Source organism: Phormidesmis sp. 146-33, assembly GCF_052939515.1.
Map to the genome: position 1 here is coordinate 109,831 of NZ_JBJPHU010000003.1, position 25,792 is coordinate 135,622.

General features: G+C 48.7%; 24 protein-coding genes, 2 tRNA genes and 1 pseudogene. 18 read left to right on the forward strand and 9 right to left on the reverse strand.

The genetic code is table 11. From position 1 onward, the window contains the following. The first annotated feature begins 41 nt into the window (after window positions 1-41). The 6 genes from ACJ2PR_RS02450 to ACJ2PR_RS02475 all read left to right on the forward strand — a co-directional run bounded on the left by ACJ2PR_RS02450 (window position 42) and on the right by ACJ2PR_RS02475 (window position 5,861). Window positions 42-1,085 (forward strand): zinc-dependent alcohol dehydrogenase, encoded by a 1,044-nt coding sequence (locus tag ACJ2PR_RS02450; protein WP_446875775.1) that lies wholly within the window; start codon window positions 42-44, stop codon window positions 1,083-1,085. Window positions 1,086-1,209: 124 nt separating this feature from the next. Continuing rightward, a complete protein-coding gene (locus tag ACJ2PR_RS02455) occupies window positions 1,210-1,800 on the forward strand; it encodes a hypothetical protein (protein WP_446859145.1) in 591 nt (196 codons plus the stop codon). 300 nt (window positions 1,801-2,100) lie between these two features. Beyond that, window positions 2,101-3,318, forward strand: coding sequence for an FtsW/RodA/SpoVE family cell cycle protein (locus ACJ2PR_RS02460; protein WP_446859146.1), 1,218 nt, complete (start codon window positions 2,101-2,103; stop codon window positions 3,316-3,318). 199 nt (window positions 3,319-3,517) lie between these two features. Then, window positions 3,518-4,252: a cytochrome c biogenesis protein CcdA gene (locus ACJ2PR_RS02465; RefSeq protein ID WP_446875776.1), complete on the forward strand. Its 735-nt coding sequence runs from the start codon at window positions 3,518-3,520 to the stop codon at window positions 4,250-4,252. A gap of 16 nt (window positions 4,253-4,268) precedes the next feature. Continuing rightward, window positions 4,269-5,654, forward strand: a complete 1,386-nt coding sequence (locus tag ACJ2PR_RS02470; RefSeq protein ID WP_446875777.1) for a cytochrome c biogenesis protein — start codon at window positions 4,269-4,271, stop codon at window positions 5,652-5,654. Between the two features lie 134 nt (window positions 5,655-5,788). Next, window positions 5,789-5,861, forward strand: a tRNA-Thr gene (locus ACJ2PR_RS02475). Window positions 5,862-6,028: 167 nt separating this feature from the next. Here the strand turns inward: ACJ2PR_RS02475 and ACJ2PR_RS02480 are convergent. Next, window positions 6,029-7,067, reverse strand: a pseudogene (locus ACJ2PR_RS02480) (IS630 family transposase). A 290-nt stretch (window positions 7,068-7,357) separates the two neighbouring features. Beyond that, on the reverse strand, window positions 7,358-8,221 hold the full coding sequence (locus ACJ2PR_RS02485) for an NmrA/HSCARG family protein (RefSeq protein WP_446875778.1): 864 nt from the start codon (window positions 8,219-8,221) through the stop codon (window positions 7,358-7,360). A 91-nt stretch (window positions 8,222-8,312) separates the two neighbouring features. On the opposite strand from ACJ2PR_RS02485, the gene ACJ2PR_RS02490 reads away from it, so the two are divergent. Continuing rightward, window positions 8,313-8,726, forward strand: coding sequence for a winged helix-turn-helix transcriptional regulator (locus ACJ2PR_RS02490; RefSeq protein WP_446875779.1), 414 nt, complete (start codon window positions 8,313-8,315; stop codon window positions 8,724-8,726). Window positions 8,727-8,840: 114 nt separating this feature from the next. On the opposite strand, the gene ACJ2PR_RS02495 is transcribed toward ACJ2PR_RS02490, so the two are convergent. Continuing rightward, entirely contained in the window at window positions 8,841-9,680 is an 840-nt protein-coding gene (locus ACJ2PR_RS02495) for a hypothetical protein (protein WP_446875780.1), read from the reverse strand. Window positions 9,681-10,589: 909 nt separating this feature from the next. Between ACJ2PR_RS02495 and ACJ2PR_RS02500 the strand changes: the two genes are divergently transcribed. Then, window positions 10,590-10,961: a hypothetical protein gene (locus ACJ2PR_RS02500; protein WP_446875781.1), complete on the forward strand. Its 372-nt coding sequence runs from the start codon at window positions 10,590-10,592 to the stop codon at window positions 10,959-10,961. A gap of 98 nt (window positions 10,962-11,059) precedes the next feature. On the opposite strand, the gene dnaK is transcribed toward ACJ2PR_RS02500, so the two are convergent. Both dnaK and ACJ2PR_RS02510 read right to left on the reverse strand, forming a co-directional pair. Beyond that, complete coding sequence (dnaK, locus tag ACJ2PR_RS02505; protein WP_446867317.1) at window positions 11,060-12,973, reverse strand: molecular chaperone DnaK; 1,914 nt, start codon at window positions 12,971-12,973, stop codon at window positions 11,060-11,062. Between the two features lie 367 nt (window positions 12,974-13,340). After that, window positions 13,341-13,874, reverse strand: a complete 534-nt coding sequence (locus ACJ2PR_RS02510) for an Hsp20/alpha crystallin family protein (RefSeq protein ID WP_446875782.1) — start codon at window positions 13,872-13,874, stop codon at window positions 13,341-13,343. 219 nt (window positions 13,875-14,093) lie between these two features. On the opposite strand from ACJ2PR_RS02510, the gene ACJ2PR_RS02515 reads away from it, so the two are divergent. From ACJ2PR_RS02515 to ACJ2PR_RS02525, 3 genes are all read left to right on the forward strand, one after another. Next, on the forward strand, window positions 14,094-14,993 hold the full coding sequence (locus ACJ2PR_RS02515) for an Rpn family recombination-promoting nuclease/putative transposase (RefSeq protein WP_446875783.1): 900 nt from the start codon (window positions 14,094-14,096) through the stop codon (window positions 14,991-14,993). A gap of 189 nt (window positions 14,994-15,182) precedes the next feature. After that, window positions 15,183-15,380 carry a hypothetical protein gene (locus ACJ2PR_RS02520; RefSeq protein ID WP_446875784.1) on the forward strand — a complete coding sequence of 66 codons (198 nt, stop codon included), beginning with the start codon at window positions 15,183-15,185 and terminating at the stop codon, window positions 15,378-15,380. Next, window positions 15,353-15,598: a hypothetical protein gene (locus ACJ2PR_RS02525; protein ID WP_446861224.1), complete on the forward strand. Its 246-nt coding sequence runs from the start codon at window positions 15,353-15,355 to the stop codon at window positions 15,596-15,598. The genes ACJ2PR_RS02520 and ACJ2PR_RS02525 overlap by 28 nt, the downstream gene beginning before the upstream one ends. A 34-nt stretch (window positions 15,599-15,632) precedes the next feature. Here ACJ2PR_RS02525 and ACJ2PR_RS02530 read toward each other — a convergent pair whose 3' ends face one another. After that, on the reverse strand, window positions 15,633-16,253 hold the full coding sequence (locus ACJ2PR_RS02530) for an FMN-dependent NADH-azoreductase (protein ID WP_446867309.1): 621 nt from the start codon (window positions 16,251-16,253) through the stop codon (window positions 15,633-15,635). 188 nt (window positions 16,254-16,441) lie between these two features. On the opposite strand from ACJ2PR_RS02530, the gene ACJ2PR_RS02535 reads away from it, so the two are divergent. From ACJ2PR_RS02535 to ACJ2PR_RS02560, 6 genes are all read left to right on the forward strand, one after another. Further along, the gene (locus ACJ2PR_RS02535) at window positions 16,442-17,083 is read left to right on the forward strand and encodes a Uma2 family endonuclease (RefSeq protein WP_446875785.1); all 642 of its coding nucleotides are present in this window, start codon (window positions 16,442-16,444) and stop codon (window positions 17,081-17,083) included. A 74-nt stretch (window positions 17,084-17,157) separates the two neighbouring features. Continuing rightward, the gene (gene glyS, locus ACJ2PR_RS02540; protein WP_446875786.1) at window positions 17,158-19,293 is read left to right on the forward strand and encodes a glycine--tRNA ligase subunit beta; all 2,136 of its coding nucleotides are present in this window, start codon (window positions 17,158-17,160) and stop codon (window positions 19,291-19,293) included. A gap of 283 nt (window positions 19,294-19,576) precedes the next feature. Then, a tRNA-Ser gene (locus ACJ2PR_RS02545) sits at window positions 19,577-19,663 on the forward strand. Between the two features lie 130 nt (window positions 19,664-19,793). Next, window positions 19,794-20,120 (forward strand): AraC family transcriptional regulator, encoded by a 327-nt coding sequence (locus ACJ2PR_RS02550; protein ID WP_446875798.1) that lies wholly within the window; start codon window positions 19,794-19,796, stop codon window positions 20,118-20,120. Between the two features lie 158 nt (window positions 20,121-20,278). Beyond that, entirely contained in the window at window positions 20,279-20,545 is a 267-nt protein-coding gene (locus ACJ2PR_RS02555; protein WP_446875799.1) for an AraC family transcriptional regulator, read from the forward strand. A gap of 21 nt (window positions 20,546-20,566) precedes the next feature. Beyond that, window positions 20,567-20,893, forward strand: a complete 327-nt coding sequence (locus ACJ2PR_RS02560; RefSeq protein WP_446875787.1) for a helix-turn-helix domain-containing protein — start codon at window positions 20,567-20,569, stop codon at window positions 20,891-20,893. A gap of 17 nt (window positions 20,894-20,910) precedes the next feature. Here the strand turns inward: ACJ2PR_RS02560 and ACJ2PR_RS02565 are convergent, their stop codons facing one another. Beyond that, window positions 20,911-21,942, reverse strand: coding sequence for a formylglycine-generating enzyme family protein (locus ACJ2PR_RS02565; protein ID WP_446875788.1), 1,032 nt, complete (start codon window positions 21,940-21,942; stop codon window positions 20,911-20,913). 374 nt (window positions 21,943-22,316) lie between these two features. Between ACJ2PR_RS02565 and ACJ2PR_RS02570 the strand changes: the two genes are divergently transcribed. Next, a complete protein-coding gene (locus ACJ2PR_RS02570; protein WP_446875789.1) occupies window positions 22,317-22,664 on the forward strand; it encodes a hypothetical protein in 348 nt (115 codons plus the stop codon). A gap of 605 nt (window positions 22,665-23,269) precedes the next feature. Here the strand turns inward: ACJ2PR_RS02570 and ACJ2PR_RS02575 are convergent. Both ACJ2PR_RS02575 and ACJ2PR_RS02580 read right to left on the reverse strand, forming a co-directional pair. Continuing rightward, entirely contained in the window at window positions 23,270-24,178 is a 909-nt protein-coding gene (locus ACJ2PR_RS02575) for a hypothetical protein (RefSeq protein ID WP_446875790.1), read from the reverse strand. A 98-nt stretch (window positions 24,179-24,276) separates the two neighbouring features. Further along, window positions 24,277-25,785, reverse strand: a complete 1,509-nt coding sequence (locus ACJ2PR_RS02580; protein ID WP_446875791.1) for a GMC oxidoreductase — start codon at window positions 25,783-25,785, stop codon at window positions 24,277-24,279. Between the last annotated feature and the right edge of the window lie 7 nt (window positions 25,786-25,792).

The window sequence follows — 25,792 nt, forward strand, 5'->3', positions numbered from 1 at the left end:
GATCAGCTAATTGGCGCAAGATCCAGTAAGATTTTTGAACATTGCGTAAAGAAGGTCGATCGCTCGTGTTAGCAGCTTTACTGTACGGTCAAGAAGACCTGAGATTGGAGACTGTTCCTGATCCCACGCCTGCACCGGGAGAAGTGATCCTGCAAGTCGGAGCCGCGACTACCTGTGGAACGGATCTGAAGGTTTGGCGACGAGGCGGACATGCCAAAATGCTCAAGCCACCCACGTTGTTTGGTCATGAAGCGGCTGGGAAAATCGTCGCGCTAGGAGACGGCGTATCGGGCTGGCAGGTGGGCGATCGCGTCGTTGCCAACAATTCGGCTCCCTGTCTCAAGTGCTTTTTTTGCCAGCGACAAGAATATTCTCTCTGCACCGATCTGACCTTCAACAACGGCACCTTTGCCAAGTATTTGAAAATTCCTGCTCCGATCGTTCAGCAAAATCTTTTAGCCATTCCAGACAATCTCTCTGATGCGATGGCCGCGATGACTGAACCGTTAGCTTGCGTGTTGCATGGAGTCGCTCGATCGAATGCCAAATCCGGCGATCGAGTTGTTTTGTTAGGAGATGGAGCGATCGGACTGATGTTTGTGGCGGCTCTCGCTCAACGGACTGAAGTCTTTGTGTTTGGCGGTAGCGATCCTCGATTGCAGATTGCCGAAAAGTTTGGAGCCGCAAAAACTTTCAATTATCGACAGGTCGATGTGCCGAGTCTGGTGCGAGATCTGACCGACGGCTGGGGCGCTGATATTGTGATCGAGGCGACGGGCGTTCCGGCTGCGTGGGAGACGGCGATCGCTTGTGCGCGTCCGGGATCTACCGTGAATCTGTTTGGGGGCTGTCCTCGCGACACAACAATTACCGTCAATACCGAACAACTCCACTACAATGAACTGACCTTAAAAGGGGTGTTTCACAATACGCCAGAGTTTGTGCGATCGGCGCTGGCCCTGATTGCGAGTGAGGCGATTCCGTTTGAGCTTTTGATCAGCGATCGCCAACCGCTTCAAAATTTAGAACAGGTGTTTCAAGACATGAAAGCGAGAAAAGTGGTGAAGGTGGCGATCGAGCCGTAGAAGAAAGGGATGAGGGATGAGGGATGAGGGATGAGGGATGAGGGATGAGGGATGAGGGATGAAAGGTTGATTTGTCTTGAGTCTCGAAATGGGGAAAGTGATGACTTGTTGTGGTGGAGTTTTTATGAAGGTCGATCGATTGAAATCTGTGGTGTGGGCGATCGTGCTGTTGGGTTTGGTGGCTGCTCCCGCGAGGGCACTACCGGGACAGACGACGGATGAGGTGGCCGCCTGGATTAAGGCCAATCCGACTTTGCGACCGGGGCGAGGCGAGAAATTTTTGATCACCAAAAGCGCTTCGGCGGCCCAACGATTTACCTTTGAAGCGTCGCTGCTTCCGCCTGGGAGGATTAAGTCTTCTCCTAACGCCAGAATCATTCGCAGTCAGCGGCTGACAATCTTTGACATGCTAAACGGCGTGACTCAAAATCGGCTTCAGGAATCTCTGAGAGCGATCTATGGATTGGAGGTTTTTCAGGACTACGATCGCGCCCAACCAATCTATTCCTACCCCAGCGAAACTGCAATCCAGCAGGCCGTCGCTCAAAAAAATCCGCTCCTCGCCGCACTTCAGGGAGAACTTCGCAAAGGAAGCCGCTACGCCTATTGGCTAGAAATTGCCCAAACTCCAGAGGGACTGGCTTATTCGGGACGGCTGACCGTTTTTCTCAGAGACGACGTAGACAAACTCGAAGCAGAACTGAGAAACCGATAACCGTTTTGGGTTTTGAAGTTAACGCAGATTGAATGAAGTTCTGCGCTTCGAGATACCGCCAAGGGGTCGTCAATTCAAAAAGCCCTCTAGCCATGAGGAACTTTGAATTAGAAGTCTTGTCCAAAAGTCCCTCAGAGTTGGCAGCTTGGGGCACAAAAGACGAAACACCGAAGCGAAACAACTTCATCAAATTTACTTTTGTTTAGATTTTCTAAAAATTCACACTGAGTTAGAAATCTGATTCAGCCCTAAAATTCAGACTCGACCCTCAAAAGATCACTAGATGGGAGAACGATCGCTGTGAAATTGCGCCAACTGATCCCTTTTTTAGATACCACTGCGGCAGATTGGGCCTTTGAAGCTCGAATTTTGCGATGGTTGACCTTTCTCTGGCTGTTTGTGGGGTTGGCGGTGATGTTTTCGGCTTCCTATCCGGTGGGCGATGCAGAGTATGGAGACGGACTGTACTACGTAAAGCGGCAGATGTTGGCGATCGCCATCGGTATGATTGGCTTCAACGTGCTGGTGCATGTGCCCCTTCGCTATGTTTTGGGCGTTGCCGATTGGCTGCTGCTGATTTTTTTGGGGGGCATTGTCGTGACGCTGCTGCCTGGAGTCGGAACGTCGGTCAATGGCGGAGCACGCTGGATTCCGCTGGGGCCCTTTCTCATGCAGCCATCAGAATTGATCAAACCCTTTCTGATTTTGCAAGGAGCGCGGATTTTTGGACAGTGGGAGCGGCTTTCTTGGGCAGTGCGCTTGACCTGGATCAGCATTTTCTGCGTGCTGCTGGTGGGGATCTTACTTCAGCCAAACTTGAGCACAACGGCGCTCTGTGGCATGACGCTATGGCTGATTGCGCTGGCGGCGGGGTTGCCTTACCTCTATTTGAGTGGCACAGCGGGAGCGGGAGTGCTCTTGGCAATGGTGAGCGTGACGTTTCGAGAATACCAGCGCAAACGGATCATGTCGTTTCTCAATCCGTGGGCTGACCCGATGCGAGACGGCTATCAGTTGATTCAAAGTCTGTATGCGGTTGGGTCTGGCGGCACGTTTGGTACGGGGTTTGGCTTATCTCAGCAAAAATTGTTCTATCTACCGATCCAATACACTGACTTTATTTATGCTGTGTTTGCCGAAGAATTTGGCTTGATTGGCGGCATTTTGCTGATGGGACTGCTGCTCACCTATGCGACGTTTGCTCTGATGGTGGCTCGAAAAGCGCGATCGATCGTGCATAGACTGGTGGCGATCGGGGTGATGGTGCTGATGGTCGGTCAGTCGTTGTTGAATATTGCGGTCGCGACGGGAGCTTTACCCACGACAGGGTTGCCGTTTCCTCTCTTTAGCTATGGCGGCAGTTCGATGATTGCTAGTCTGCTGGCGGCGGCGTTGTTGATCCGAGTCGCACGAGAAAGCAGTGAAGCGGAAGTGGTGTCTTTGCCTCGCACCGATCGTCCTGCTTCTAAAACGATTCCATTTCCTAAAAAGGCTGAGCGATCGCGGCGAGCTAAGTGAGGCGTGAGGCGTGAGGCGGACAGTAGAATGAGAGTAATTTACTAAACCGTCGATTGTTCTAATTCAACTAGTCCACTTTCTGCAAAAATTCCTGTCTCAAAGTCCCCCAGAATTGGCAGCTTGGGGGGCAGAAGACTTCAGCACGAAGCCAAAGAGATTTCTGCAATCCGCCCCTCCCACACTTCTACACCCGGCTCCCATGTTAGATATTCAAACCCAACTTTACGAGCTATCTCAGTTTGCCAACACGATCGTCTCAAATCAGTTAAATCACATAACTCCCGTGAGCATTGGCATCATCTTTGGGGCGGGGTTGCTCACCAGTCTGACTCCTTGTACGCTGTCCATGTTGCCCATTACGATCGGGTACATCGGCGGCTACGAAACCAAAAGTCGGCTTCAGGCAGCTACCCAGTCACTCTGGTTTTCATTCGGTCTGGCAACTACGCTGGCAGGTCTGGGAATTTTTGCCACAGTCGTTGGGCAGGTGTATGGCCAGATTGGTATCGGACTCCCGATCGCCGTCAGTCTTGTCGCGATTATCATGGGCTTAAATTTGCTGAATGCGCTGCCGTTGAGATTGCCCTCGATCGGAGCCACCGACTGGATTTCTGAAGAGCTGCCCAAAGGGGTGCGATCGTACTTAATCGGCTTGACGTTCGGTTTGGTCGCGTCTCCCTGTAGCACTCCCGTTTTAGCCACCCTGCTCACCTGGATTGCGACGACAAAAGATCCCGTTTTAGGTGGAAGCTTACTGCTTTGCTACACAGCGGGATACGTTGCGCCCTTAGTGTTAGCGGGAACCTTCACCGCTTCTATCAAAAAAATCTTGGAATTGCGAAAATGGTCAGGCTGGATCAATCCCGTTAGTGGGGCGCTGCTGGTCGGATTCGGCGTTTTTTCCCTACTTTCTAGAATAGACTTCTTCTCATAAAATTCTTCTCATAAAAATGACGACAGAAACTTCCTTTTTCACCAAGCTATCGGGGCCGCCCAGACGCTACTTCAAAAAAGAACTGTTGCCGCTGTTAGCAGATTTGAGGTTAGCGATCGTCTTGCTGTTAGCGATCGCCGTCTTCAGCATTGCAGGCACTGTGATCGAGCAGGGACAATCCCTGGAATTTTACCAATCAAACTACCCCGAACACCCCGCCCTGTTTGGCTTCTTGACCTGGAAGGTGCTGCTCACGGCTGGCTTTGATCACGTCTATCGCACCTGGTGGTATTTGGCGCTGTTGATTTTGTTTGGCTCTAGTTTGACAGCCTGTACCTTTGTGCGTCAGCTACCCGCCCTGAGATGGTTTACTCGCAACACCAGCAAGTTTTACACACAGCCCCGCCAATTCAGCAAGTTTGCCCTGAGTGCCGAATTTGAAGGAACATTGAGCGATCGTGCCCTTCAGCTATTAGAAAAAAACCGCTATCGAGTCTGGCAAGACGGAGACAAATTTTATGCTCGCAAAGGCATCATTGGGCGGATTGGGCCAATCATTGTCCACATTAGTATGATGCTAATTCTCATCGGGGGCATCGTCGGCGCAATGACGGGCTTTATTGCTCAAGAAGTTGTCCCTAGTGGCGGCACTTTTATGATCAAAAACATCGTCGATGCGGGCCCCTGGGCAGAGCCACAGTTTCCCAAGGATTGGGCCGTGAAAGTCAATCGCTTCTGGATCGACTACTTGCCCACAGGCGAAATCGATCAGTTTTACTCCGATCTTTCAGTCTTGGACAACGACGGTAAGGAAGTCGATCGCAAAACCATTCACGTCAATCAACCCCTCAAACACAACGGCGTAACACTCTATCAAGCAGACTGGGCCATCTCCGCCGTCCAGGTCAAAATTAACAAAAGTCCGATTCTACAATTTCCCATGGCCAAGCTCGACGCAGTTGGCAGCCGAATTTGGGGCACCTGGATTCCGATTAAGCCGGATCTCAGCGATGGTATTTCTCTCGTAGCTAGAGATCTACAGGGGCTACTACTTGTCTACGACACAGACGGCAAGCTGCTTTCTACCGTTCGCAAAGGCATGTCTGTCGAGGTCAAAGGCGTGACTCTGGCGATCGCTGACATCATCGGTAGCACTGGACTCCAAATCAAAGCCGACCCTGGCGTGCCGATCGTCTATCTAGGATTTGGCTTGTTGATGATCAGCACGATGATGAGCTATGTGTCTCACTCCCAGATTTGGGGCTTACAAAAAGACGGCAAATTCTACATCGGAGGCAGCACCAACCGCGCTCAGGTGATTTTTGAGCAAGAATTTCTCACAATTTTGGATCAGCTTGAACCCCAGGAAACTCTTCCAGAAGCTGAGTTAGCCAAGGTGTAAAGCAGCGATCGTCTTAGAAGGACTGGAATTTAACTGGTTGGTTTAGGGCGATCGTTTTTTTGTGGCTCAACTTTAGGGTGACGACCTCCCAAACCCTTTGAGGGCGGCCTACAATCTGATAGAATACAGGATGTGCTGGTGTAGCTCAGTTGGTAGAGCAGCTGATTTGTAATCAGCCGGTCGCAAGTTCGAGTCTTGTCACCAGCTTTCAGGAAAATCAACCGTTTCGCCTACGGGATAAGCCTTTCAGGACTTGATCTCAGCCAGTCCTGTTTTTTTGCGTCGGGTATTGTTGGGTTTTTTTCAACGAGGTTGGGGTAAAGATTGGGGTAAAGATCTCTGTATAGAATTTTTGCTGGCTGTGCTATACCTTGTCAGGGGATAGACTTTGCTTTCTTGAAAGATCGGAATTGCAAGGTTAGCAATGAGTCTAATTCTGGTTTATAAGTCGTATGACACTGGTTGAGATAAGAAGTGATTGCCTCCTTGAAAGCATTGAAGTCAGCATAGTAAATCGAATATAAACACTGCTTTTTGACGAATTTCCATAGGCGCTCAATCAAGTTCAGATTGGGAGAGTACGCTGTCAGATACAGCAGTTCGATGTTCAAAGCTTGAGCCACCTCCATCACCAACGTACACTTTTGATACCGAGCATTGTCCAACACCAGAGTGATCGGGATACTCAACCCCAAGGCGGCTAATTTATGGAGTAACTCACAAACACTCTGAGCATTGATGTAGGTTTCGTTGGTGACGGTGATCAGTTCATGAGTGACCGCATTGAGGGCACCGAGGACATTAAAGCATTGCCGTCCTGAACCCGTTTTGACAAACAAGCGTTCAAAGCACCACAAAAAGCCAAAATAAGCACCCAGAACAAAATGCGCCGCATCGACAAAGAAAACGGCTCGCTTACCTGCTTTTGCCTCCTCCAACCGGGGTTCTAGTTTTTTTTAGAAATTCCGCTTGGGCTTCGGGATCGGCTTTTGCAGGCAGCGCGCCGACCCGACGGCAACTCATCCCCATTCCTTTGAGGAAGCGGCGCACTTGCTCCCGACTGCGAACCATGCCAGTCATCTCCTCAATCTTGGCTGCCGCTTGTGCCAACGTTTTCGGAGGATGGACTCGAAAGTATGCCTCCAAACTCTCCTGATGCTGTTTCAGTTCGCTCTGCGGTCGATAGAAGGTGATTTCTTTGAGTTGGGCGATCCCGCCAGTTTGGTAATCCCGAAAATAACTCAACAACGTTGGTTCCGTAACCCGAATCAATTGGGCAATCTCCCAATGCGGGTAGCCCTGACTTTTGAGATACAACGCTTCTATCTTTCGTTGGACACGCGGATGGGGATGATGAAAGCGTTCGTAATGCAGTTGTTCAATGTCCTCAGTCGTGAAGGTTAGTTGAATCAAGGCTTTCACAAGGGTAGACGGCTTCCTGATTTTTACCCACCTGGAAAACCAAAATCAATAGCCCGTCAGAGTATAGTAAAATCAGCGTCCTGCTCTAGAGTTCCACCCATTGAAGTATAGAACTCGGACATAGAGTTATAAATTTTAATTTTATCAACCATCGATATAATTCAAGAGTTAGACTGCTGCTTGATCTTACTGCAACAGTTAACCCTGAGACTACGCTTTTCATTGCCGTGTGGGGAGCAATATAAACCGAGCTCTCTCAACCGTCCGCTGCATTGCAATTGTTAGCCTGCGGCAACAATGCCAACACGTTGTAACCATTCAGGGAAGGAGAGCCTCGCTATCTCCTTAGAAGTGGTAGTAACATCTACATCACATCCTCCCTCCCCAATGAAGCGAAATAACGGTACTCCTTGTGACCAAAACTGTGCAAGCGTATCCAGGGGAATAGATACTGCACTGCATTGTTGTCCTGCCATCTTACTCCATGACGCTGCCATTTCATCCAACGTCATGGCATCCCCAACAATTTCGATCGCTTGCCCAAGATAATTTTGAGGGTTTGCAAACACTGCGGCAGCAACCTCAGCAATATCATCAACAGCAACCATCTGAAGTTTACGATCAAGTGGAAAAGGAATTGATAGAGTCAACTCGTCAGCATCTGAGCGTACCGGGAAATAGGTGGTTAAGTTTTCCATAAAGAAACCGGGGCGTAAGATGGTTGCTGGAAGCGATAATTCTGCAATGCGTTCTTCAACGGCTCGCTTTGACCCCAAACCTGGTATACCTTTAGCGCGATCGATAACTGCGGAAGCATAGACAAAATGCTGTACCTGCACTATCCAAGCTGCATCAGCAACCGCGATCCCCCACCGCGCCTGACCCACATCTCCTGGGGTCGTTAGAGCAGGTTGAACGCTGTAAACGCCATAGGCATTTTCTAGAGCCTTGACCAGTGAGGCAAAATCATCAAAATCAGCCGAAACAATGTCAGCACCCAGTTTTGAAAGGGCTTGAGCTTTCGTTGATTTGGGATCTCGCGTCACCGCACGAACTTGCCAACCTTCCTGTAAAAGCTTTTTAGCAACTGCATTTCCCTGTGTTCCAGTCGCACCAAAAACCGTGATGAGTTTATCAGAATTCATCAGTCCATCACTCCACTAATGTCTTGACATCAGTAGCTTAAGTTGATAGGAACTGGGAGACAAGTACGCACCTTTTAGTAACCATGCTTTTATGACACAACCAACAGAAAAACGAGTTGCCGATCTCTTCGCAGAATCTTGCCCATCTAGACACTTACTCGCGCTGATCGCCGACAAATGGAGTCTATTGATCATGTTTGCTTTGAAGGATCAACCACGTCGCAATAATGAACTGCTCCGACAAATTGAGGGAATTTCTCAAAAAATGTTGACGCAAACTTTGAGAAGTCTAGAAGAGCATGGATTAGTCAAGCGTCAAGCGTTTCAGGTTGTGCCTCCGCATGTGGAGTACGAACTCACACCGTTGGGTCAGTCACTAGGTAAAGCTTTGAAGTCTTTGGATCAATGGCTTGTTGACCATTTAGATGAGGTCATAACTGCACAGGCTGAGTTTGCTGATGAAAAACAAGATGCAATTCACTCCACACTAAACACTGACAGATAGCTTTACGATAACCGCCACAACCTAAAACGTAGCAGGCTAACGTTCCTATTGAGCGGCTCAAAGTCAAGCTAAACTTTTATACGAAAATCTCAAAAGTCCGCTCCAATAGAGTTGTTAGACCGTGGAAAGCACAGTGTCCTGATTCGGCAATATACCTGACATCACGATAGCATGACATCCCTGGTCACTATCTACTACCCCCTTTGTCTTTGTTATATCCATAAATTCTGCGGCGAGTTTGTCTGAGCTAATTTCTTTTAGCAATGTAGCCGAATTGGAGAAGCTGTCTCCCTGATAATACAAATGATGGTCAAAATTTGCCTCCTTATGAACTTCTCCATCATGAATGTGAATCGTAGGGAAGAAGAGTGTATTAGGTGAACGAGTGATAAATTCAAATGCCATTGGATGTGTTGTGTTCAAGCGAGAATGTAATCTCGACCAGTGATCGGCATAAGGATTATTCTCGGTCGCTTGGATGTATTGCTGTTGATTGCGAGTAGATGCCTTCAACTTGAATACAGCAAAACCATAATCTTTATATTTGGGTAAACGATCCCAAACTTGCTTTGATAACTTGAATTGAGGGTCTAAACGACCAAAGTCATCTAGGGTAGGGATGAAACTCGCATTGTAATCGCCTACTTCATGGACTTTCAGCAGTTCCGAAGCAGAACATTCACCTTCCCCTGAAAATGACCTTGATAGCTCAGGCATCAATTCAGGAAAGGCAGTTAACATATCATCGAAAAAATTCGGATAACCATCCAAAGCTATAAAACGAACGGCTGTATCTTCATCATGAGAACCAACAGGCAACGGCAGAATCATCGCTATATCCTGGTCTGCTTCATACGCCATGCTATAGACCAAAAATTGTTTTGATTCCGCAGAACATCTCGCAAAGATCTTTGTTCCTTCTACCAATGAAACTGAAGCGGAAAAAATACACATAATTGCAAAAACTCAGATGTTTATAACTACGTCTTAACAGATAAATTAGCGGCATAACTAGACCTCTTGCACATTAACGAAAATTCAACGTTTCAAACTACTGGCTGCTCTGGTTTTGGACTAAAAATGAAAGCCAACTTTGCAGATTTAGCTCCAAATCTTTCGGCTCAAGGCTTTCGCCATCTAATCTGCAAGAGGCCTAACTATTATTTCTGCGGCTGGAACCTCTCCCAATCAGGATAAATACCTCCACGAGCAAATTATGCTGCCTGGAAACCGGATAACTCCCGTTTTTTTAGGATTTATACTGAATCTGCACCGCATAACTCCCCCATTTTCGGTACTTATACCGAATGGCGCTCAGATTTTTCGATTCTAAGGTAGGAGAAAGTAACCCTTCCCGTCCCCAATGAATCAGTCATTGCGTTTAGTCGATCAAATCCGTGCCGTTGCTTGCCCGTCGTCTTCACTCGCACAGAAGCAAAAGCTGTCTTAGGACAACTTGATGGGGTGTATCACTTACTGGGAAGTTTGCTCTATGGGACGGGGACGATAATTTATATCTGTGTGTTGAGTCGCAGTGGACGGGAAGTTTGCAGTTCGTTGAATGATCTGAAGACAATACTCTCCTCAAAAATTCAGTATTCCAAAAAAACAAAAACTCTTGTAAGATGTCCGCAGGTGGATATCACGCCCCGGAAATCTGATCTAGGCAATCAGACTCCGAGGACTTCCATCCAAAGTTACACTAACTAACTTCGGAGGCGTTCATGATTGTACTACGTCTGCTTTGCGATGGGATCTTGAAAGGTTGGAATCAAGATCCTGCATACACTTCATACGATGGGGGAACGTTTGAGCCGTCAGCGTTCCTATCCTCTTTGAACTAAATAGAGAGGATAAAACAACATGGCCGTTAGGAGACACCTTCCTGACTCGGTTTCGTTTAGCTTTGAGTTGCAATGCTCGTTAGTGAGACGCTACCAAGTCACCGTTACCTTGGATTTGCAAGAGCGGTTTATCTTTATGCCTTCTGGCATTCTCTCAGACGTGATCGATCCGATGGACGAGTTTATTGAACAACTGAGTGAAGTTGCCTCGACGAAACTGGCACTTCTCAAATGGGATGGTAGCAGCGATTTAACGACTGAATACCAAATCATTCGAGTGTTGTCAGGCTATCAAGTGCAACGGTCTCTAATGAAGTTCAACATTGTCATCGGCGACGGTTCACTCATTCACCTGGAGGAATTGCACGACAAGAAGACTATTCAACTGTAGTCAATTAAAAAGCTGGTAGTCCTCAACGGTGAGAAATCTACCAGCTTCAATCTTTTAAGTTAAGTCAGGAATGAACGATCGCCCATTCCCTATTACATTTACTTGGACTCGGTGAAATCAGCGTCAATCACATCGTCACCACTCGGAGCCGCACCCGTTGCACCCGGAACCCCTTCATCAGGGCCACCCGGAGCCGCACCGCCACCCGACTGTTGATAGAGATTGGTCGTGATGCCGTAGAGCGCTTGTTGAAGATCAGTGTTTAGCGTCTTGATTCTGTCAAAGTCCTCGGAAGCGATCGCCGCTCTCAGATCCTTGACCAGACCATCCACCTTCTCTTTGTCAGCAGGGGGAATCTTATCGCCCAACTCGCTCATTTGCTTCTCAGCCTGGTACGCCAGCGAATCTGCTTGGTTTTTCAGGTCGATACGCTCACGCCGCTCTTTGTCAGTCGAAGCGTTTTGCTCGGCATCGCGCACCATCCGTTCGACATCATCTTTGGGCAGCGTCGAAGCACCCGTGATGCTGATGGTTTGTTCTTTGCCAGTGCCCTTATCTTTTGCGCCGACGGTCAAGATGCCGTTTGCGTCAATGTCAAAAGTGACTTCGATTTGAGGAACGCCACGAGGAGCCGGAGGAATGCCATCCAAGCGGAAGGTTCCCAGACTCTTGTTGTCGTTCGACATCTCCCGCTCACCTTGCAAAACGTGAATTTCCACGTTGCTTTGACCATCCACCGCGGTCGAGAAGACTTCTGACTTTTTGGTGGGAATGGTGGTGTTGCGAGGAATAATCTTGGTCATCACGCCGCCCAGGGTTTCGACACCCAGAGAGAGCGGAGTTACATCGAGCAGCAACAGACCTTCGGTTCCCGCTTCACCCGAAAGAACGCCCGCTTGAATCGCTGCACCCACTGCCACCACTTCATCCGGGTTAACGCTTTGGTTGGGATCTTTGCCCAAGACACGCTTGACGATTTCTTGAACGGCGGGAATCCGAGTCGAACCGCCCACCAGCACCACTTCGTCAATCTTGCTCTTGTCGAGCTTGGCATCGCGAAGCGCATTTTCGACGGGAATGCGGCAGCGATCGATCAAATCAGAGCAGAGTTCCTCAAATTTTTGGCGAGTCAGGGTTGTATCCAAATGCTTGGGCCCGTCTTGAGTCGCCGTGATGAATGGCAGGTTGATGTCCGCTTGCGTAACGCTGGAAAGTTCAATCTTCGCTTTCTCAGCCGCTTCCGTCAGACGTTGCAAAGCCTGCTTGTCTTTCCGCAAATCGATGCCTTCTGCGCGCTGAAATTCGCCAGCCAGGAAGTCTACGATCTTCTTGTCAAAGTCATCCCCACCTAAGTGAGTGTCTCCAGAAGTCGCCAGCACTTCAAACACGCCTTCGCCAATTTCGAGAACCGATACGTCAAACGTACCGCCGCCCAAGTCAAAGACGAGAATTGTTTCGTTGCTCTTCTTATCTAACCCATAAGCCAGCGATGCTGCCGTCGGCTCGTTGATAATCCGCAGCACTTCCACACCTGCGATCTTGCCAGCATCCTTAGTGGCTTGGCGCTGAGAGTCATTGAAGTATGCCGGAACGGTAATCACCGCTTGAGTCACCGTTTCGCCCAGATACTTGCTGGCATCTTCGATCAGCTTTCTCAGAACTTGGGCAGAAATTTCTTCGGGAGCAAACTGCTTACCCGCCGCAGGGCAATCGATTTTCACATTGCCGTTGACAGTCAGAACTTTGTAAGAAACTTCGGTCGTTTCGTTGGTCACTTCATCAAAGCGACGACCAATAAACCGCTTGACCGAGTAGAACGTATTTTCGGGGTTCATCACCGCTTGCCGTTTGGCGATTTGACCGACTAAGCGATCGCCATTTTTCGCAAACGCAACGACAGAGGGAGTCGTACGAAATCCTTCAGCATTGGCGATTACAGTGGGCTTGCCACCCTCCATCACCGCAACGCAGGAGTTTGTAGTACCTAAGTCAATTCCAACAACTTTTGCCATATCAGTGCCTTGGCTCCATCAAATATCTTAAGCGAGTAGGGGGGTAGGGGACTGGCAAGCAGCCAGAATCGTCAAAGGGGGGCGGCCAGGACTCAAGGGTCGTCCACCGATCGCACTTCTGCAAGTCGGGTCGTCAGCGCAGTACCTTCAATGCCACCAAAGCAATCTTCAATCCCCTACCTTATATGTTGTTCACGTTCTGCCTTTCTATGAAGGCGTGTTTACCGAACCAAACCGGGGACGGTTGGGAGGGATGAGGGATGAGGAATGAGGGATGAGTAGAACTTCTTCGATAGGATGAACCCACCTTTCCAAATCCTAATTATCTTCCTTTCATCCTTCATCCTTCATCCCTCATCCCTTCTTCCTAGCCTTGCCAAACGTCGCTTGTTTCTGCGTTCTCTATTGCGTGAGGGGCTTGTGGGGCCGTTTCAGCAGGGAGGGCGGTTGTGTCTGCGCCAGTCAGATCGACCTTGACAACGGAGGGCTTGACGGCTTGGACGCGAGGCAGGGTCAGGGTCAATACACCATCTTTGAAGTCGGCTTTGACTTGATCGTTTTGCACCGCAGCCGGGAGCGGAATCACCCGCTGAAATTTGCCATAGCGGAATTCAGAGCGGAAATAGCCGTTTTCTTCGGTCTTGTTCTCGAACTTGTGTTCACCGGAGAGAGCGATCGCGTTGCGGCCAACTTGTACATCGACATCTTTGGCATCAATGCCAGGAAGCTGGGCGCGAAGCACGAATTCGGCATCATTGCTCGAAAGCTCGACAGCGGGTGTCCAAGTGGGTTCGCTGATCTTCATGGCTTCACGTAGAGGGGCAAAATCATCAAACATCCGATCGAGTTGACGGCGTACAGAGTCCATTTCTTGCCAGGGTTGCCAACGCATCATAGTCATCTTGTTTACCTTTGAGAGAGTCGCGATTGATTGGAGTGCGAGAGAAGAAGTTGAGTAACTTGGCTCGTCTCTTCTGCATGTATCTAATGTAGAGCGTGCAACCGTTTGAGACACTGGGGCAAACCGTAATGTAACTGTTGTGGTTACCGATAAGAGGAATACTGACAAGCCGTCGAAAGAACCGCCAAAAGGGTGAGGTTTACCGTCAGTCTTGGTACGATGAGAATGATTGTTTATGAGCGATCGTATATGGCCGGCCCGTTTATTAATCCCAAGACAGATTTTGCCTTCAAGAAAATTTTTGGCTCCAAGAAGAGCAAAGACATTTTGATCAGCTTTCTCAATGCCATTTTGCATCAGGGTGATCCAGTCATCCAGGATATAGAGATTCTTGATCCATACCAGGCCCCCCGGATCAAAGGGATTAAAGATTCCTATTTAGATGTGAAGGCGACCGTCACAGGCAACAAGACCGTGATCATTGAGATGCAGGTGCTAAACGTGTTGGGGTTTGATAAGCGAGTGTTGTACAACGCGGCTAAGGCGCTATCGATTCAGCTAGATGTGGGTGAGAGCTATAGTGGGCTTAATTCGGTGATTGCGCTCACGATCACAGACTTTGAGATGTTTCCAGAAAGCTCGAAGGTGATTTCTCGATATAAGCTAAAAGAGCAAGACGAACTAACCGATTACAGCGACGATATTGAACTGGTGTTTGTGGAGTTGCCCAAGTTTGACAAGTCGCTGGAAGAATTGGAGACGATCGCTGATAAGTGGATCTATTTTCTCAAATCTGCCAAAGACTTACGCATGGTGCCTTCTAGCCTTGAAACCATTCCCGCAATCAATCAGGCTTTTAGAATCGCCAAGCACAGCAAACTGACGCGCAAAGAGTTAGAAGTTCTGCAAAGTCAAGAGATGTTCATTCACGATAGCCACAACGCTATTCTCAAAGGAATTCAAGAAGGGGTGCAACAGGGGATGCAACAGGGGATGCAGCAGGGAGCCAGACAGAAAGCGATCGAGATTGCTCGACAACTATTAGATGTGCTGGATGCTGAGATGATCAGTCAAAAGACAGGGCTATCGGTTGAGGAAGTTCAGTCATTGGGAGGATGAAGTTTTGTGGTTGGCGATCTGGCTAGGCTAGAATCGGCACATCTTTGTATAAAACGAGCGATGTCAGACGTGCTGAAAGATTCGTTGCCAGAAATGCTTCACGATCGCTACCACATTTAAAAACAACTCGGCCAAAAAGCAGGGCGGCAGACTCTACTGGCGCAAGATTCCCGAACTAATGAGCTAGTCGTGGTCAAACGCCTGACTTTTAGCAGCGATTTTACCTGGGACGATTTGAAGCTGTTTGAGCGCGAAACTGAAACGCTGCGATCGCTCTCTCATCCGTCGATTCCTGGCTATGTTGATTCGTTTGAAATTGATACTGCAAATGGTCAGGGGTTTGCGCTGGTTCAAGGTTATTGGCAAAATCACTGCCCGAAACTCTAATCTATCTGCACCATCATCAGCCTCCCGTGATTCATCGGGATATTAAGCCGAGTAATGTGCTGTTGGGCGATCGTTCTGGTAATCCGGTCAGGTTTACCTCGTCGATTTTGGGTCGGTACAAAACTTCGCAGCACCAGAAGGTGAAACGATTACAGTCGTCGGAACCATGCTTATTCACTGTGTTTGTTCATCGAGAATGGGCAATCGGCCATTTGTGAGATGGTTGATCACCCATTACTAACTAAGACTGTCCTACCACTGCGCGATCGTCGTTTGGATTGCCGACTTCGCCTCTTCTAGTGCTTGAGTGCGCGACTGATCGCCCATATCAATTCCATTTGCATTAATGAACTGGATATCGGTGATACCCATAAATCCAAAAATCGCCCGAATGTAGGGTTCCTGAAAGTCATATCCCTCAAAGGGTGTACCGGGGCGATAGTCGGCTCCGCGAGACGTAATCACCAGCATTTTTTTGCCATGAACTAGCGGTACATAGCCCTGATCTGACACGCCAAACGTCTTGCCCGCGCGTACAATCTGATCAATATACGCCTTGAAATTGGAAGGAATGCTCAGGTTATACATCGGGACGGAAAACACATAGCGATCGGCTGCCAATAGTTCGTCAATTAGCTCGTCAGAAATGGCGATCGAGTTGGCAAGTTCTGGGGTGTGGTCGGCGGGTGGAGTGTAGGCAGCAGCAATCCAGGCTTCATCGACGTGGGGGACGGGCTGATGTCCCAAGTCCCGATAGGTTAAGCTGTCACCAGGGTTTGCCTCTTTCCAGGCGGTGATAAAGTGGTGGGCAAGGTTGCGAGAGTGAGAGCGATCGGAGCGAGGGCTAGAGTCGATATGCAGAATGTGCGCCATGAATGAGTCCTTTAAGGTTCAGATCCAACCGGATCGTACCGCGATATTGGGCTGCGATCGAGGGGAATCAGCGATCTCTTTTGGGTTTCTGTGAGCGATCGTTGGTGCTTTGAATTTTAGTCAGAGCTGTAGCCTCTACTAAAGGTTATGCTGGGGCAAAGAACGATGATTCATCAAACAATCGCACCATGAGTAACGTTCAAACTAGACTGCTCTCTGATACTTGGGTCGCTGTCCCCTGGGACGAATTCCTACAATTTGTCGAAGACCCCGCTCACGAAAAAGGCAAAGCCTACTACCACAAAGGACATGCGAGAGTAGAAATGCAAGGCACAGGTTCCGATCACTCAAACGATCATGCACTGATCATTTTTGCAGTGACCCTTTTTGCTACGTTGAAAGGCATCCCGCTCAGTGCCAAAGACAACTGTAGCTATCGAAAGTCAGGGGTTCGAGAATGTCAGCCTGATGTCTCTTATTACCTGGGCGATCGGGCAAAACTAATTCCCTGGGGCACGATGATTGTCGATCTCAACAAATATGCTGCACCTGACTTAGCGATCGAAATTGCCGTCACTTCACTATTAGATGATCAGGGCACCAAGCGATCGCTCTACGAAGAAATGGGCGTTATGGAATACTGGGTGGTGGATGTGCAAAACATGCAGATTTTGGCTTATGAAATGAGCGATCGCGGCAGCCACCGCATTGATTACTCAAAAGCTCTACCAGGGTTAGCCATTTCAACATTAGAAGCAGCGCTGCGTCGCAGTCGAGAAACCGATCAATCCCAAGTAGGCGCATGGCTGATGGAACAGTTTCGCGCCTGAAGGCCCCACATCCTCCCGACACGGTAAACTGATGAGACTGACTATGGCAATTTTGCCCCTGGGCACTCAAAATCATGGCATCGTTTTTGTTGGAAGTTGGCACCGAAGAATTACCCGCAAGCTTTGTAGATGAAGCGCTGGATCAATGGCGATCGCGCATTCCCAAAAGCCTCACTGAGCAGTCTTTGACTCCAGAAGCGATCGAGTACTATGGCACGCCGCGCCGATTGGCAGTCTTGATCAAAGGTCTACCGCTCCAGCAGCCCGACCAAACCGAAGAAATCAAGGGGCCATCCGCGCAAGCTGCCTTCAAAGACGGACAACCGACCAAAGCCGCCACAGGATTTGCCCAAAAGCAAGGCGTAACTGTCGAGTCATTTGAGATCCGCCCTACTGATAAAGGTGATTTTGTCTTCATTCGCAAAGTGATTCAAGGTCGCCCGATCGCCGACATTCTCATCGATTGGGTGCCCAAATGGATTACCGAATTAGAAGGTAAACGGCTGATGCGCTGGGGCGATGGTGATATTCGCTTTTCGCGGCCAATTCGCTGGCTGGTAGCATTGTTAGATGACGCAGTGTTGCCAATCTCAGTGGTAAGTAATTCCATTCATTTTGAGAGCGATCGCACCTCCTTTGGTCATCGCGTTTTACATCCTGATAGCGTTTCCATTCCCAATGCAGACTCTTATGTTTCGGTATTACGGTCTGCGTTTGTGGAAGTTGATATTGAGCAGCGACAAGCCACGATTCAAACACAGGTTGAGCAAGCAGCCCAGGAGATTGGAGGAATTGCCACGAGCACGCCCCATTTGCTTCGAGAAGTCACGAATTTAGTCGAGTATCCCTCGGCTGTCGTGGGCAAGTTTGATGCAGCATTTTTGGAGTTGCCGTCAGAAGTGATCATTACCGAAATGGAGAGCCATCAGCGCTACTTCCCTGTTCTCAAACGTGAGAATTCTAACGAACTATTGCCTTATTTCATCACGACTTCCAATGGCGACCCTGCAAAGTCTGACATCATCGCTGCCGGAAATGAGCGAGTCATTCGAGCAAGACTGTCTGATGGTAAGTTTTTCTTTGATGCCGATCGCGCCCATTCACTCGAAAGCTACTTACCTAAATTAGAAACCGTCACCTTTCAACAAGACTTAGGATCGGTGCGGGCTAAGGTCGATCGCATTGTGGCAATAGCAAATTTGATCTCAGACCAACTGCACATTACAGACGATGCTCACACTTACATTCAACGGGCGGCCCTATTGTGCAAAGCGGATTTAGTCACCCAAATGGTGGGCGAATTTCCAGAACTTCAGGGCGTAATGGGGCAAAAATATGCGCTTACCAGTCAGGAGTCTGAAGCGGTAGCAACGGCGATTTTTGAGCATTATTTACCCAAAGGTGCCGGAGACAGTTTGCCTCAAACGCTGGCGGGTCAAGTGGTGGGATTGAGCGATCGACTCGATACGTTAGTCAGCATTTTTGGATTGGGCTTGATTCCTACTGGGTCTTCTGATCCGTTTGCGTTGCGTCGTGCAGCGAATGCGATCGTTAACATTACCTGGTCATCTGACTTAGATTTAAATCTGCACCAGCTTCTTCAACAGATTGTTTCTAGCTTTGCGGCTGATTACGCCCAAGTGATTAAGCTCCCATCCTCAGATCTATTACAGCAGCTAAAAGATTTCTTTCTCCAACGCATTCACACCCTACTGCGAGAAGATCGAAATATTGATTACGATCTCGTAAACGCGGTCATTGGCGAAAATGATCCTGAGTATGCCGATCGAGCGTTGTCAAATCTATTGGATGTGCGCGATCGTTCCCATTTTCTCCAAACCATTCGCAACGACGGTAGACTCGCCACCATTTATGAAACTGTGAATCGTGCTTCTCGGCTGGCTGCCCAAGGTAGTTTGGATACGCGATCGCTCGATTTGTCCACTGTCGGTCCCAAACTATTTCAAAAGTCTTCAGAGCAAGCCTTCTACGACGCATTGGGACAACTGCAATCACAAACCAACTACCCCCAACTGGTCGAATCTCTAAGCAAAATCGCCCCAACCGTCAGTAACTTCTTCGACGGTGCAGACAGCGTTTTGGTGATGGATTCTGACCCGGCGATCAAACAAAATCGCCTAAACCTACTGGGCATTTTACGAAACCATGCGCGAATGTTGGCAGACTTTGGAGCGATCGTCAAAAGCTAACCTACGAATGCCACTAAACCATGTCTACGTTCTACTGAGTGTGACACGAGGGTTGCAGCTTATTCCAATCTGGTAGTCCTAGTTTGAAAAAGTTGGACAGGCATTGTCGGAAGCCTTGCAGCAGGAGACCGCCCACTTGGATGTGTTTTTCTCTGTCCTTCCCTAAATGGCACTCCCTATTCCTGTATAAGATCTCCAAAAAACTTTTCAGTGTGGTCTAATTCTGCTAGTATTATAAATCTGTGACTGTGAAAGCTAAAAAGCAGAATGGTACAGACCCAATGGAGAGATGGCCGAGTGGTTGAAGGCGCAGCACTGGAAATGCTGTTTAGGGGTAACTTTAACGAGGGTTCGAATCCCTCTCTCTCCGTTCTAAAACCTAAATATAGTCCAAAACCTAGATATAGTAATGGTTTCAGAGAACCCTCTAAATTTCGGGGGCTTCTTTTTGGGCGATCGATTGGGTATTTTTGGAGGTCTTTGGACACCTTTTGACCAAGATGATCGAAACACTGACCCACGAGCGCACGGCAGGCAAATGCAAAGAACTGGCGACATTGGTTGCTCGGCACCCAAACGGCAAGGGGAACGGTACTTGTGCAACTGCGATCGCGCCTCTAGAGTTCATGCAGCAGATCGATACTTGTACAGCAATGCACGGGGTCAGCGACCCGATTCTCGCTATCGTGGTTCAGGGGAAAAAACAAGTGTTACTAAATGAGGAAGCCTATCGATATGGTGTTGCTCAGTATCTCGTCATTTCGGTCGATTTGCCGTTGAGTGGATTTGCGATCGAGGCATCCCCCGATCAGCCTTATTTAACGTGAATTCGATGAAGTTTTTTTGCTTCGTTCTTCAGTGCTTCTGCCCCCCAACCCCCCAAAAATGGGGGACTTTAAGACAAGATTTTGGGTTCAAAGTCCCTCACTCGTGGGGGATTTAGGGGGCTGCCTAAATTCACAACCGCAGCGAAAGATTTCATCGAATTCACGTTTATTTAGGATTTAAGCTGAATTTAGACCCTGTTCAACTGTGTGACATCATCGCTCAAATGAACCTCGGTAGCGGTCAACCAGAAAACTCAGTGAGAGGCTGGTTTATTAGCGATGCCGAACCCTCTTTGATTGACTGCGCCATTCGACTGACACAGCTTTTAGACACACCGCAGGCTATTCTGTTTCTCGCACCGATGATCATTCGCGAAATGTATTACCGTCTTCTGATGGGCGAACAAGGCGAAGCCATCCGTTAAATTGCGACTTCTGGCAGTAGTATGCAGCGCATTGCCGAAGTCCTCAAACGGATTAAAGCTGACTTTATCAAGCCTCTGCGGGTTGAGGAACTAGTTGAGCAAGCGAGTATGTCTCCTGCATCGTTCCATCGCCACTTCAAAGCCGTCACTTCGATGAGTCCGCTACAGTATCAAAAACAATTGAGACTATTAGCTGCGCGTCAGATGCTGCTGACCGAGAATGTTGATGCAACTCAGGCGGCTCATCGGGTTGGGTACGAGAGTCCTTCGCAGTTCAGCCGTGAATATTCCCGCATGTTTGGGGCTTCCCCGATTCGAGATGTTGCGCGGTTACGCATCGCTTCTTGATCAAAACTCAGATGGATTTAACAGACGACCCTAAAGCCAATGTCTCTGGCGCAGACGACGCGGCTAGTTGTATCATCTAGAAGGCGGTATCCAGAGCGGCAGTCAGCAGAATGTGCGAACCACGAACCGCCCCGCAGCACTGAGCGATCCCACCACTCCGCTTCACCTTCATCTGGGTATAAGGGTTGATATGCAGAGGGGCAATCAACTGGATAAACGAACCATATCCCATTCCGCTGCTCTGCTCTGTAAGGTTTTCGAGACGGATTCGTATTATCGCCATCAACCCAAGCACTGCCATCTGTGGGTGTACCTTCATAGCCACTGTGCCAATCATCCAGGCACCACTCCCAGACATTGCCGTGCATATCGTATAGCCCAAAGGCATTGGCAACACCAAAGCTACCGACAGGTGTGGTTGACCCACGGCTTTCTCTGCCTAGCCCGATACTATAGCTGTAGTCAGCCTTATAAGTTTGTATCGCACTTGTCTTGTAGTTTGCCAGTTCTGGTGACAATTTCTCACCGAAGTGAAAGGGGGTCGTCGTTCCTGCACGACACGCATATTCCCATTCGGCTTCAGTCGGGAGGCGATAGGCTCGTTGGGTCTGTTGAGTTAAGCGATCGCAAAATTCAGCCGCATCGTGCCAAGTCACGCCTTCGACTGGAAGACTATCCCCTTTGAACGTAGACGGGTCAGGGTTGAGGTCACAGTTGACAGGAGGGAGAGCAGCAACGGCTCGCCATTGGGCTTGGGTGACAGGGTACTTACCCATACAAAACGGCTGAATGGTGACGATATGCTGAGGACTTTCGCTGTCAGGAAGGAAAGTGAGAACTTGTTCATGCGGTGGCAATCCCATCAGGAAACTCCCGCCTGGGATTTGAACCAATTCTAATTCGATTCCCCCTGCTAAACCTTCAATCAGGCTGATTGCCTGCTTTGAGTAGCGATTGATCACCCAACGATCGCCAATGCCTAAAAATTGGCTTTCCCGTTCTAAGGTTGCAACATCAAACTCAAAGGTGCGAGTTTCTTCAAAGGGCATGGCTACTCCATTCTGCTCAGAATTTCGAAATGCTCTCCTCTTGTTTCGGTGGGTTCCGCTGTGGGCAGTTTATGCAGTCGAATCATCAAAAAATACAAAGCGAAGAGCATCCGAGCTACATCAGACCCTTTGCCCGAAGAAGTTCTGACTTTTTTAACCGTTTTTATGCTCAATCTAAACTCAGCTTCTAACTTTTATATAACTTTTCAGAAAATTCCTCATTCTCTCAGTGATGCCTGCATAAATATTCAATTAATCGTCCCACTGGAATTATGGGAGAAGATTGAGCGGTCTCAATTTCATCCCTAGAGAGTTGGTCAGAGCAATAAAGGATTCCTGCTACAACTCCATGTTCATTCAAAGAGGTAAAAGTGATGAAGCGTCTTTGCTACCGAGGAGTATTCTATGACTATCCTCAACTCGCCGTGTCTAACGCGCCTCCCATCATTCACTGCACAACCTTGAGGGCAGGACAAAACGATGAGGCTGTGCATAACGAGGCGCGATTCAACGTGAACAATATCAGTGATTCGAGTCAGAGTATGCAGTGTGAGCGGATGGGAGCGTTGTATCGGCTTTATTGTATGGGTTGGAGAAACGGCTCAACGCAGCATTTCTCGCCTTTGTTACATTACTTGTTGAGCGTGTTTCTCTACTACCGTCGAGGTTTTGCAGAAGGAGTAGATTGGCAGCAAGAACAGATGCAAAGTAGAACATTTTGAACCAAGAACCACATCCAATTAGGAGAATTCCGCTAACAATGCTACTTCTATGCAAACCATTCTGACGATAAATGCGTTTGAACTGCTACTTTGGACGCTATGCGCTTATTGAGCAATTTTGATTCTGAAGTACGAAAATTCTAAACTATGGCTGATTGCAGGCATCGTTGTCGGTATCGGACTAATGAACAAGTTTTCGATGGCGCTATTTGCGTTCAGTTCATTCTGATGAACCCTCTGGCATTTCCAGTCTGGTTAGCAGGCGTTTACTACTACTTATTTGCGCGAGGAGGCAGAAAATATCAAGCTTTTGCTAGACGTTTGTTGTCATCTTAGGATTGTTTTTACTATTTGAGGCGCAGTATTACTATCTACTGCCAATTTACCCTCTGTTTCTTGCAGCAGGCGGCCGCATTATTCCCGGTGCAACATCCTCCACGGTGTCAGTTGCCACCCGACCAGGATGTAGTTGGAGTTGAGGACAGCATGGCAGTGTGTCAACGACGTTACAGCAAAGAAGAGTTGATCCGAAAGTTCCTCAGAATTGGCAGCTTGGGGGGCGGAAGACTTAAGTAACGAAGCAAAAGAACTTCATCGAATTCACGTTAATCCAGGTAGCGATCGAACTCAAAAAACCGCAGCAGTTCCTCTAGTGAAGTTTGATTATCTCTGGGCGTAGTGGATTCCAGCGTTTGGATTGTGGCGGGTGTTAAGTGCTGAAAGACCTCGTGACGAAGCGGTGCGATCGCTGCTGTTGGAAATCCAGCGAGTTCTTGATCAATGCGTTTTACCCGACTTTTTGCAAAGTTGATTTGAAAGTGACAGCGTTTGAGTAAGCGTTTCTGAATGTTTTTTGCCAGGGCTGGATCAGTCGTTTCTAGTTGGTGAATCGTGCCGTCTAACAACAGTGGAATCACGTCTGGATTTTCTTCTAAAAACAATAGGCTTCCTTCCTGGTTGTACATTGCAATTCCGTCGATTCCTAATGCACCCAAATCGGCCAATGCTAGAATTCGTGCCACGATCGGCAAATCCATTTGATCTAAAGCAGGCTGATAGATTGCTTGCTCGGCAGTGTCATAGGCGCAAACTGTGGCAGCGATTGCCGATCGCAGTATGGCTTGATCTAATTCGGTGAGTTGTTCGCAATGGTGAGCATGAATGTACTCCAGTAAGCGATCGATGGTCGCGGTTTCACTCACCCCTGCCGTTCTTTGCCGAGAAGTATGCTGCGGCTGTACTTCAAAGATTTGCACCATATCATGAACAATCACACACAGATCCAACAGGCGCTGCATTTGAGACTGTTCTACCTCAGATTGATGCAAGCCAGGGCTGATAGTTTGAAAGATTAGCTGCGATCGCCGTTGGACTTGAGCCAGATGATCGCGGGTGTGGTAGTAGAGTTGGTGATGTTGAATTTGGCGATCGAATTCCCCCAGCGCGAATGCTCTAATCGCCTCGATACAGTCCGCAGTAGAAAATAGATCAGGTAGTTGAGCGTCACGATTCATAGCTCTCAAACTTAACAGAAGGCTGAGTAGACTGCTGTTGCAATCATAGCTTGCAGATCTGATGATCGATCGTTCACTAGACTCGCTACTACGGACTATCAGCCCTCCAACCGCTCAATTAAGTGGTCGCCTACCCGTAACGCATTCGCAATGATCGTCAGCGCCGGACTGACACTCGCACTAGACGGAAAGAAACTCCCATCCACCACATAAAGATTGTCAACCTCATGGGAACGACAGTTGAGATCCAACACCGAAGTCGTCAAGTCTGACCCAAACCGACAAGTCCCACACTGATGCGCCACCACCTGAATGGGCATATCGCTACGCGGATGAATCGCCCCTCGATTAAACAATGTCGGACTGTCCGCTTCGATCGCCTTCAACACATCAATCCAGCGATAAACTAAGCGATCGTGGGCCTCAACATTCTTAGGCTGATAATCTAGATGCAAGCGATCGCCCGCTAGTCGGACTCGATTGTTGGGGTCGGGCAAGTCTTCGGTTTGGAGCCACCAGCCGATCGACCGAGTCGCCAACTGTCGTAGCCCAAATTCTGGCATGAGTCGAGTCAAGACTGAGAGAATCGGAGGCGCTTCTGAAAAGATCACGTCTTGTAGAATGCCACCAGAGTTTTGTACATGCCCCATCGGATACGGATAGTCGCCGTTTCCCCAATAGAAATCGTTGAGACTGAGCGATCGCTGAAACAATCCCGAATTAGCTGAAGCAGTTAACTGCACGACGACAGACAACTGTTGTTTCATCAAGTGACGACCAACCAGATCAGACCCGTTCGCAATGCCGTTGGGGTGTTTTTCGTTGGCAGACCGCAGCAGTAGAGCCGCCGAATTGATTGCTCCGCAAGACAGCACAATGATGTGTCCCAAAAACAGATAGGACTGTTCGCCTATTTTGGCTTGGACAGCTTTGACTTCAGAGCCAGAAGGATTGGTGTGCAGACAAACGACTTGAGCAGAGGTTTTGAGGGTGACGTTGGCGTGTTGAAGGGCAGGCGTGATGCCACTGTCTTCTGAATCAGTTCTGCCCTGATCGCCCAATCCTAGAGGCAAGTAAGTCGGGTGAAGTCCCTGTTTTGAGAGAATATCGCTAATGGTTTGAATGTGGGATTCGTGAGCGATCGCCGAGTGGGGATAAGGTTCACTATGGGGTGGCTCAGTCGGGTCGTCGTCAGATTTGCCGTGGACTTGATAAAGTTTCTCAGCCTCGGTGTAGTAGGGTTCAAAGTCCTGGTAGGTGAGGGGCCAGGCAGGAGAAAGGCCGTCTTGATGTTGAACGTCGGCAAAGTCTCGATCGCGCATCCGCATCAACACGCCGCTATAAAGTTTGGTGTTGCCGCCCACTGCATATTGAGCTTGTGGAGTAAACGGCTCTCCCTGGGAGTCGTACCACTGCTCAGGTGCGTGAAACTGCTCCTTTTTGAATACTTCTGTATCGATTAGCTCCGAACTCTCTTTGACCAAAAAGTCGCCTCGCTCCAGCACCAAAATCTTTTTGCCTGTGGGAGCCAACTTACGCGCCAAAGTGCCGCCGCCTGCCCCAGTGCCGATGATAATAACATCGTAGTACTGATCATCAATGATCATGGTTCTT

Bases quoted from the DNA above. Each gene is read 5' to 3' on its own strand.
- ACJ2PR_RS02550 (WP_446875798.1), top strand. From the start codon at position 19,794: ATGATCGAAACACTGACCCACGAGCGCACGGCAGGCAAATGCAAAGAA.
- ACJ2PR_RS02485 (WP_446875778.1), bottom strand. From the start codon at position 8,221: ATGAATTCTGATAAACTCATCACGGTTTTTGGTGCGACTGGAACACAG.
- ACJ2PR_RS02495 (WP_446875780.1), bottom strand. From the start codon at position 9,680: ATGTGTATTTTTTCCGCTTCAGTTTCATTGGTAGAAGGAACAAAGATC.
- ACJ2PR_RS02535 (WP_446875785.1), top strand. From the start codon at position 16,442: ATGAGTAACGTTCAAACTAGACTGCTCTCTGATACTTGGGTCGCTGTC.
- ACJ2PR_RS02565 (WP_446875788.1), bottom strand. From the start codon at position 21,942: ATGCCCTTTGAAGAAACTCGCACCTTTGAGTTTGATGTTGCAACCTTA.
- ACJ2PR_RS02490 (WP_446875779.1), top strand. From the start codon at position 8,313: ATGACACAACCAACAGAAAAACGAGTTGCCGATCTCTTCGCAGAATCT.
- ACJ2PR_RS02455 (WP_446859145.1), top strand. From the start codon at position 1,210: ATGAAGGTCGATCGATTGAAATCTGTGGTGTGGGCGATCGTGCTGTTG.
- ACJ2PR_RS02575 (WP_446875790.1), bottom strand. From the start codon at position 24,178: ATGAATCGTGACGCTCAACTACCTGATCTATTTTCTACTGCGGACTGT.
- ACJ2PR_RS02470 (WP_446875777.1), top strand. From the start codon at position 4,269: ATGACGACAGAAACTTCCTTTTTCACCAAGCTATCGGGGCCGCCCAGA.
- ACJ2PR_RS02515 (WP_446875783.1), top strand. From the start codon at position 14,094: ATGAGAATGATTGTTTATGAGCGATCGTATATGGCCGGCCCGTTTATT.
- dnaK (WP_446867317.1), bottom strand. From the start codon at position 12,973: ATGGCAAAAGTTGTTGGAATTGACTTAGGTACTACAAACTCCTGCGTT.
- ACJ2PR_RS02510 (WP_446875782.1), bottom strand. From the start codon at position 13,874: ATGACTATGATGCGTTGGCAACCCTGGCAAGAAATGGACTCTGTACGC.
- ACJ2PR_RS02570 (WP_446875789.1), top strand. From the start codon at position 22,317: ATGAAGCGTCTTTGCTACCGAGGAGTATTCTATGACTATCCTCAACTC.
- glyS (WP_446875786.1), top strand. From the start codon at position 17,158: ATGGCATCGTTTTTGTTGGAAGTTGGCACCGAAGAATTACCCGCAAGC.
- ACJ2PR_RS02560 (WP_446875787.1), top strand. From the start codon at position 20,567: ATGCAGCGCATTGCCGAAGTCCTCAAACGGATTAAAGCTGACTTTATC.
- ACJ2PR_RS02580 (WP_446875791.1), bottom strand. From the start codon at position 25,785: ATGATCATTGATGATCAGTACTACGATGTTATTATCATCGGCACTGGG.
- ACJ2PR_RS02530 (WP_446867309.1), bottom strand. From the start codon at position 16,253: ATGGCGCACATTCTGCATATCGACTCTAGCCCTCGCTCCGATCGCTCT.
- ACJ2PR_RS02500 (WP_446875781.1), top strand. From the start codon at position 10,590: ATGGCCGTTAGGAGACACCTTCCTGACTCGGTTTCGTTTAGCTTTGAG.
- ACJ2PR_RS02465 (WP_446875776.1), top strand. From the start codon at position 3,518: ATGTTAGATATTCAAACCCAACTTTACGAGCTATCTCAGTTTGCCAAC.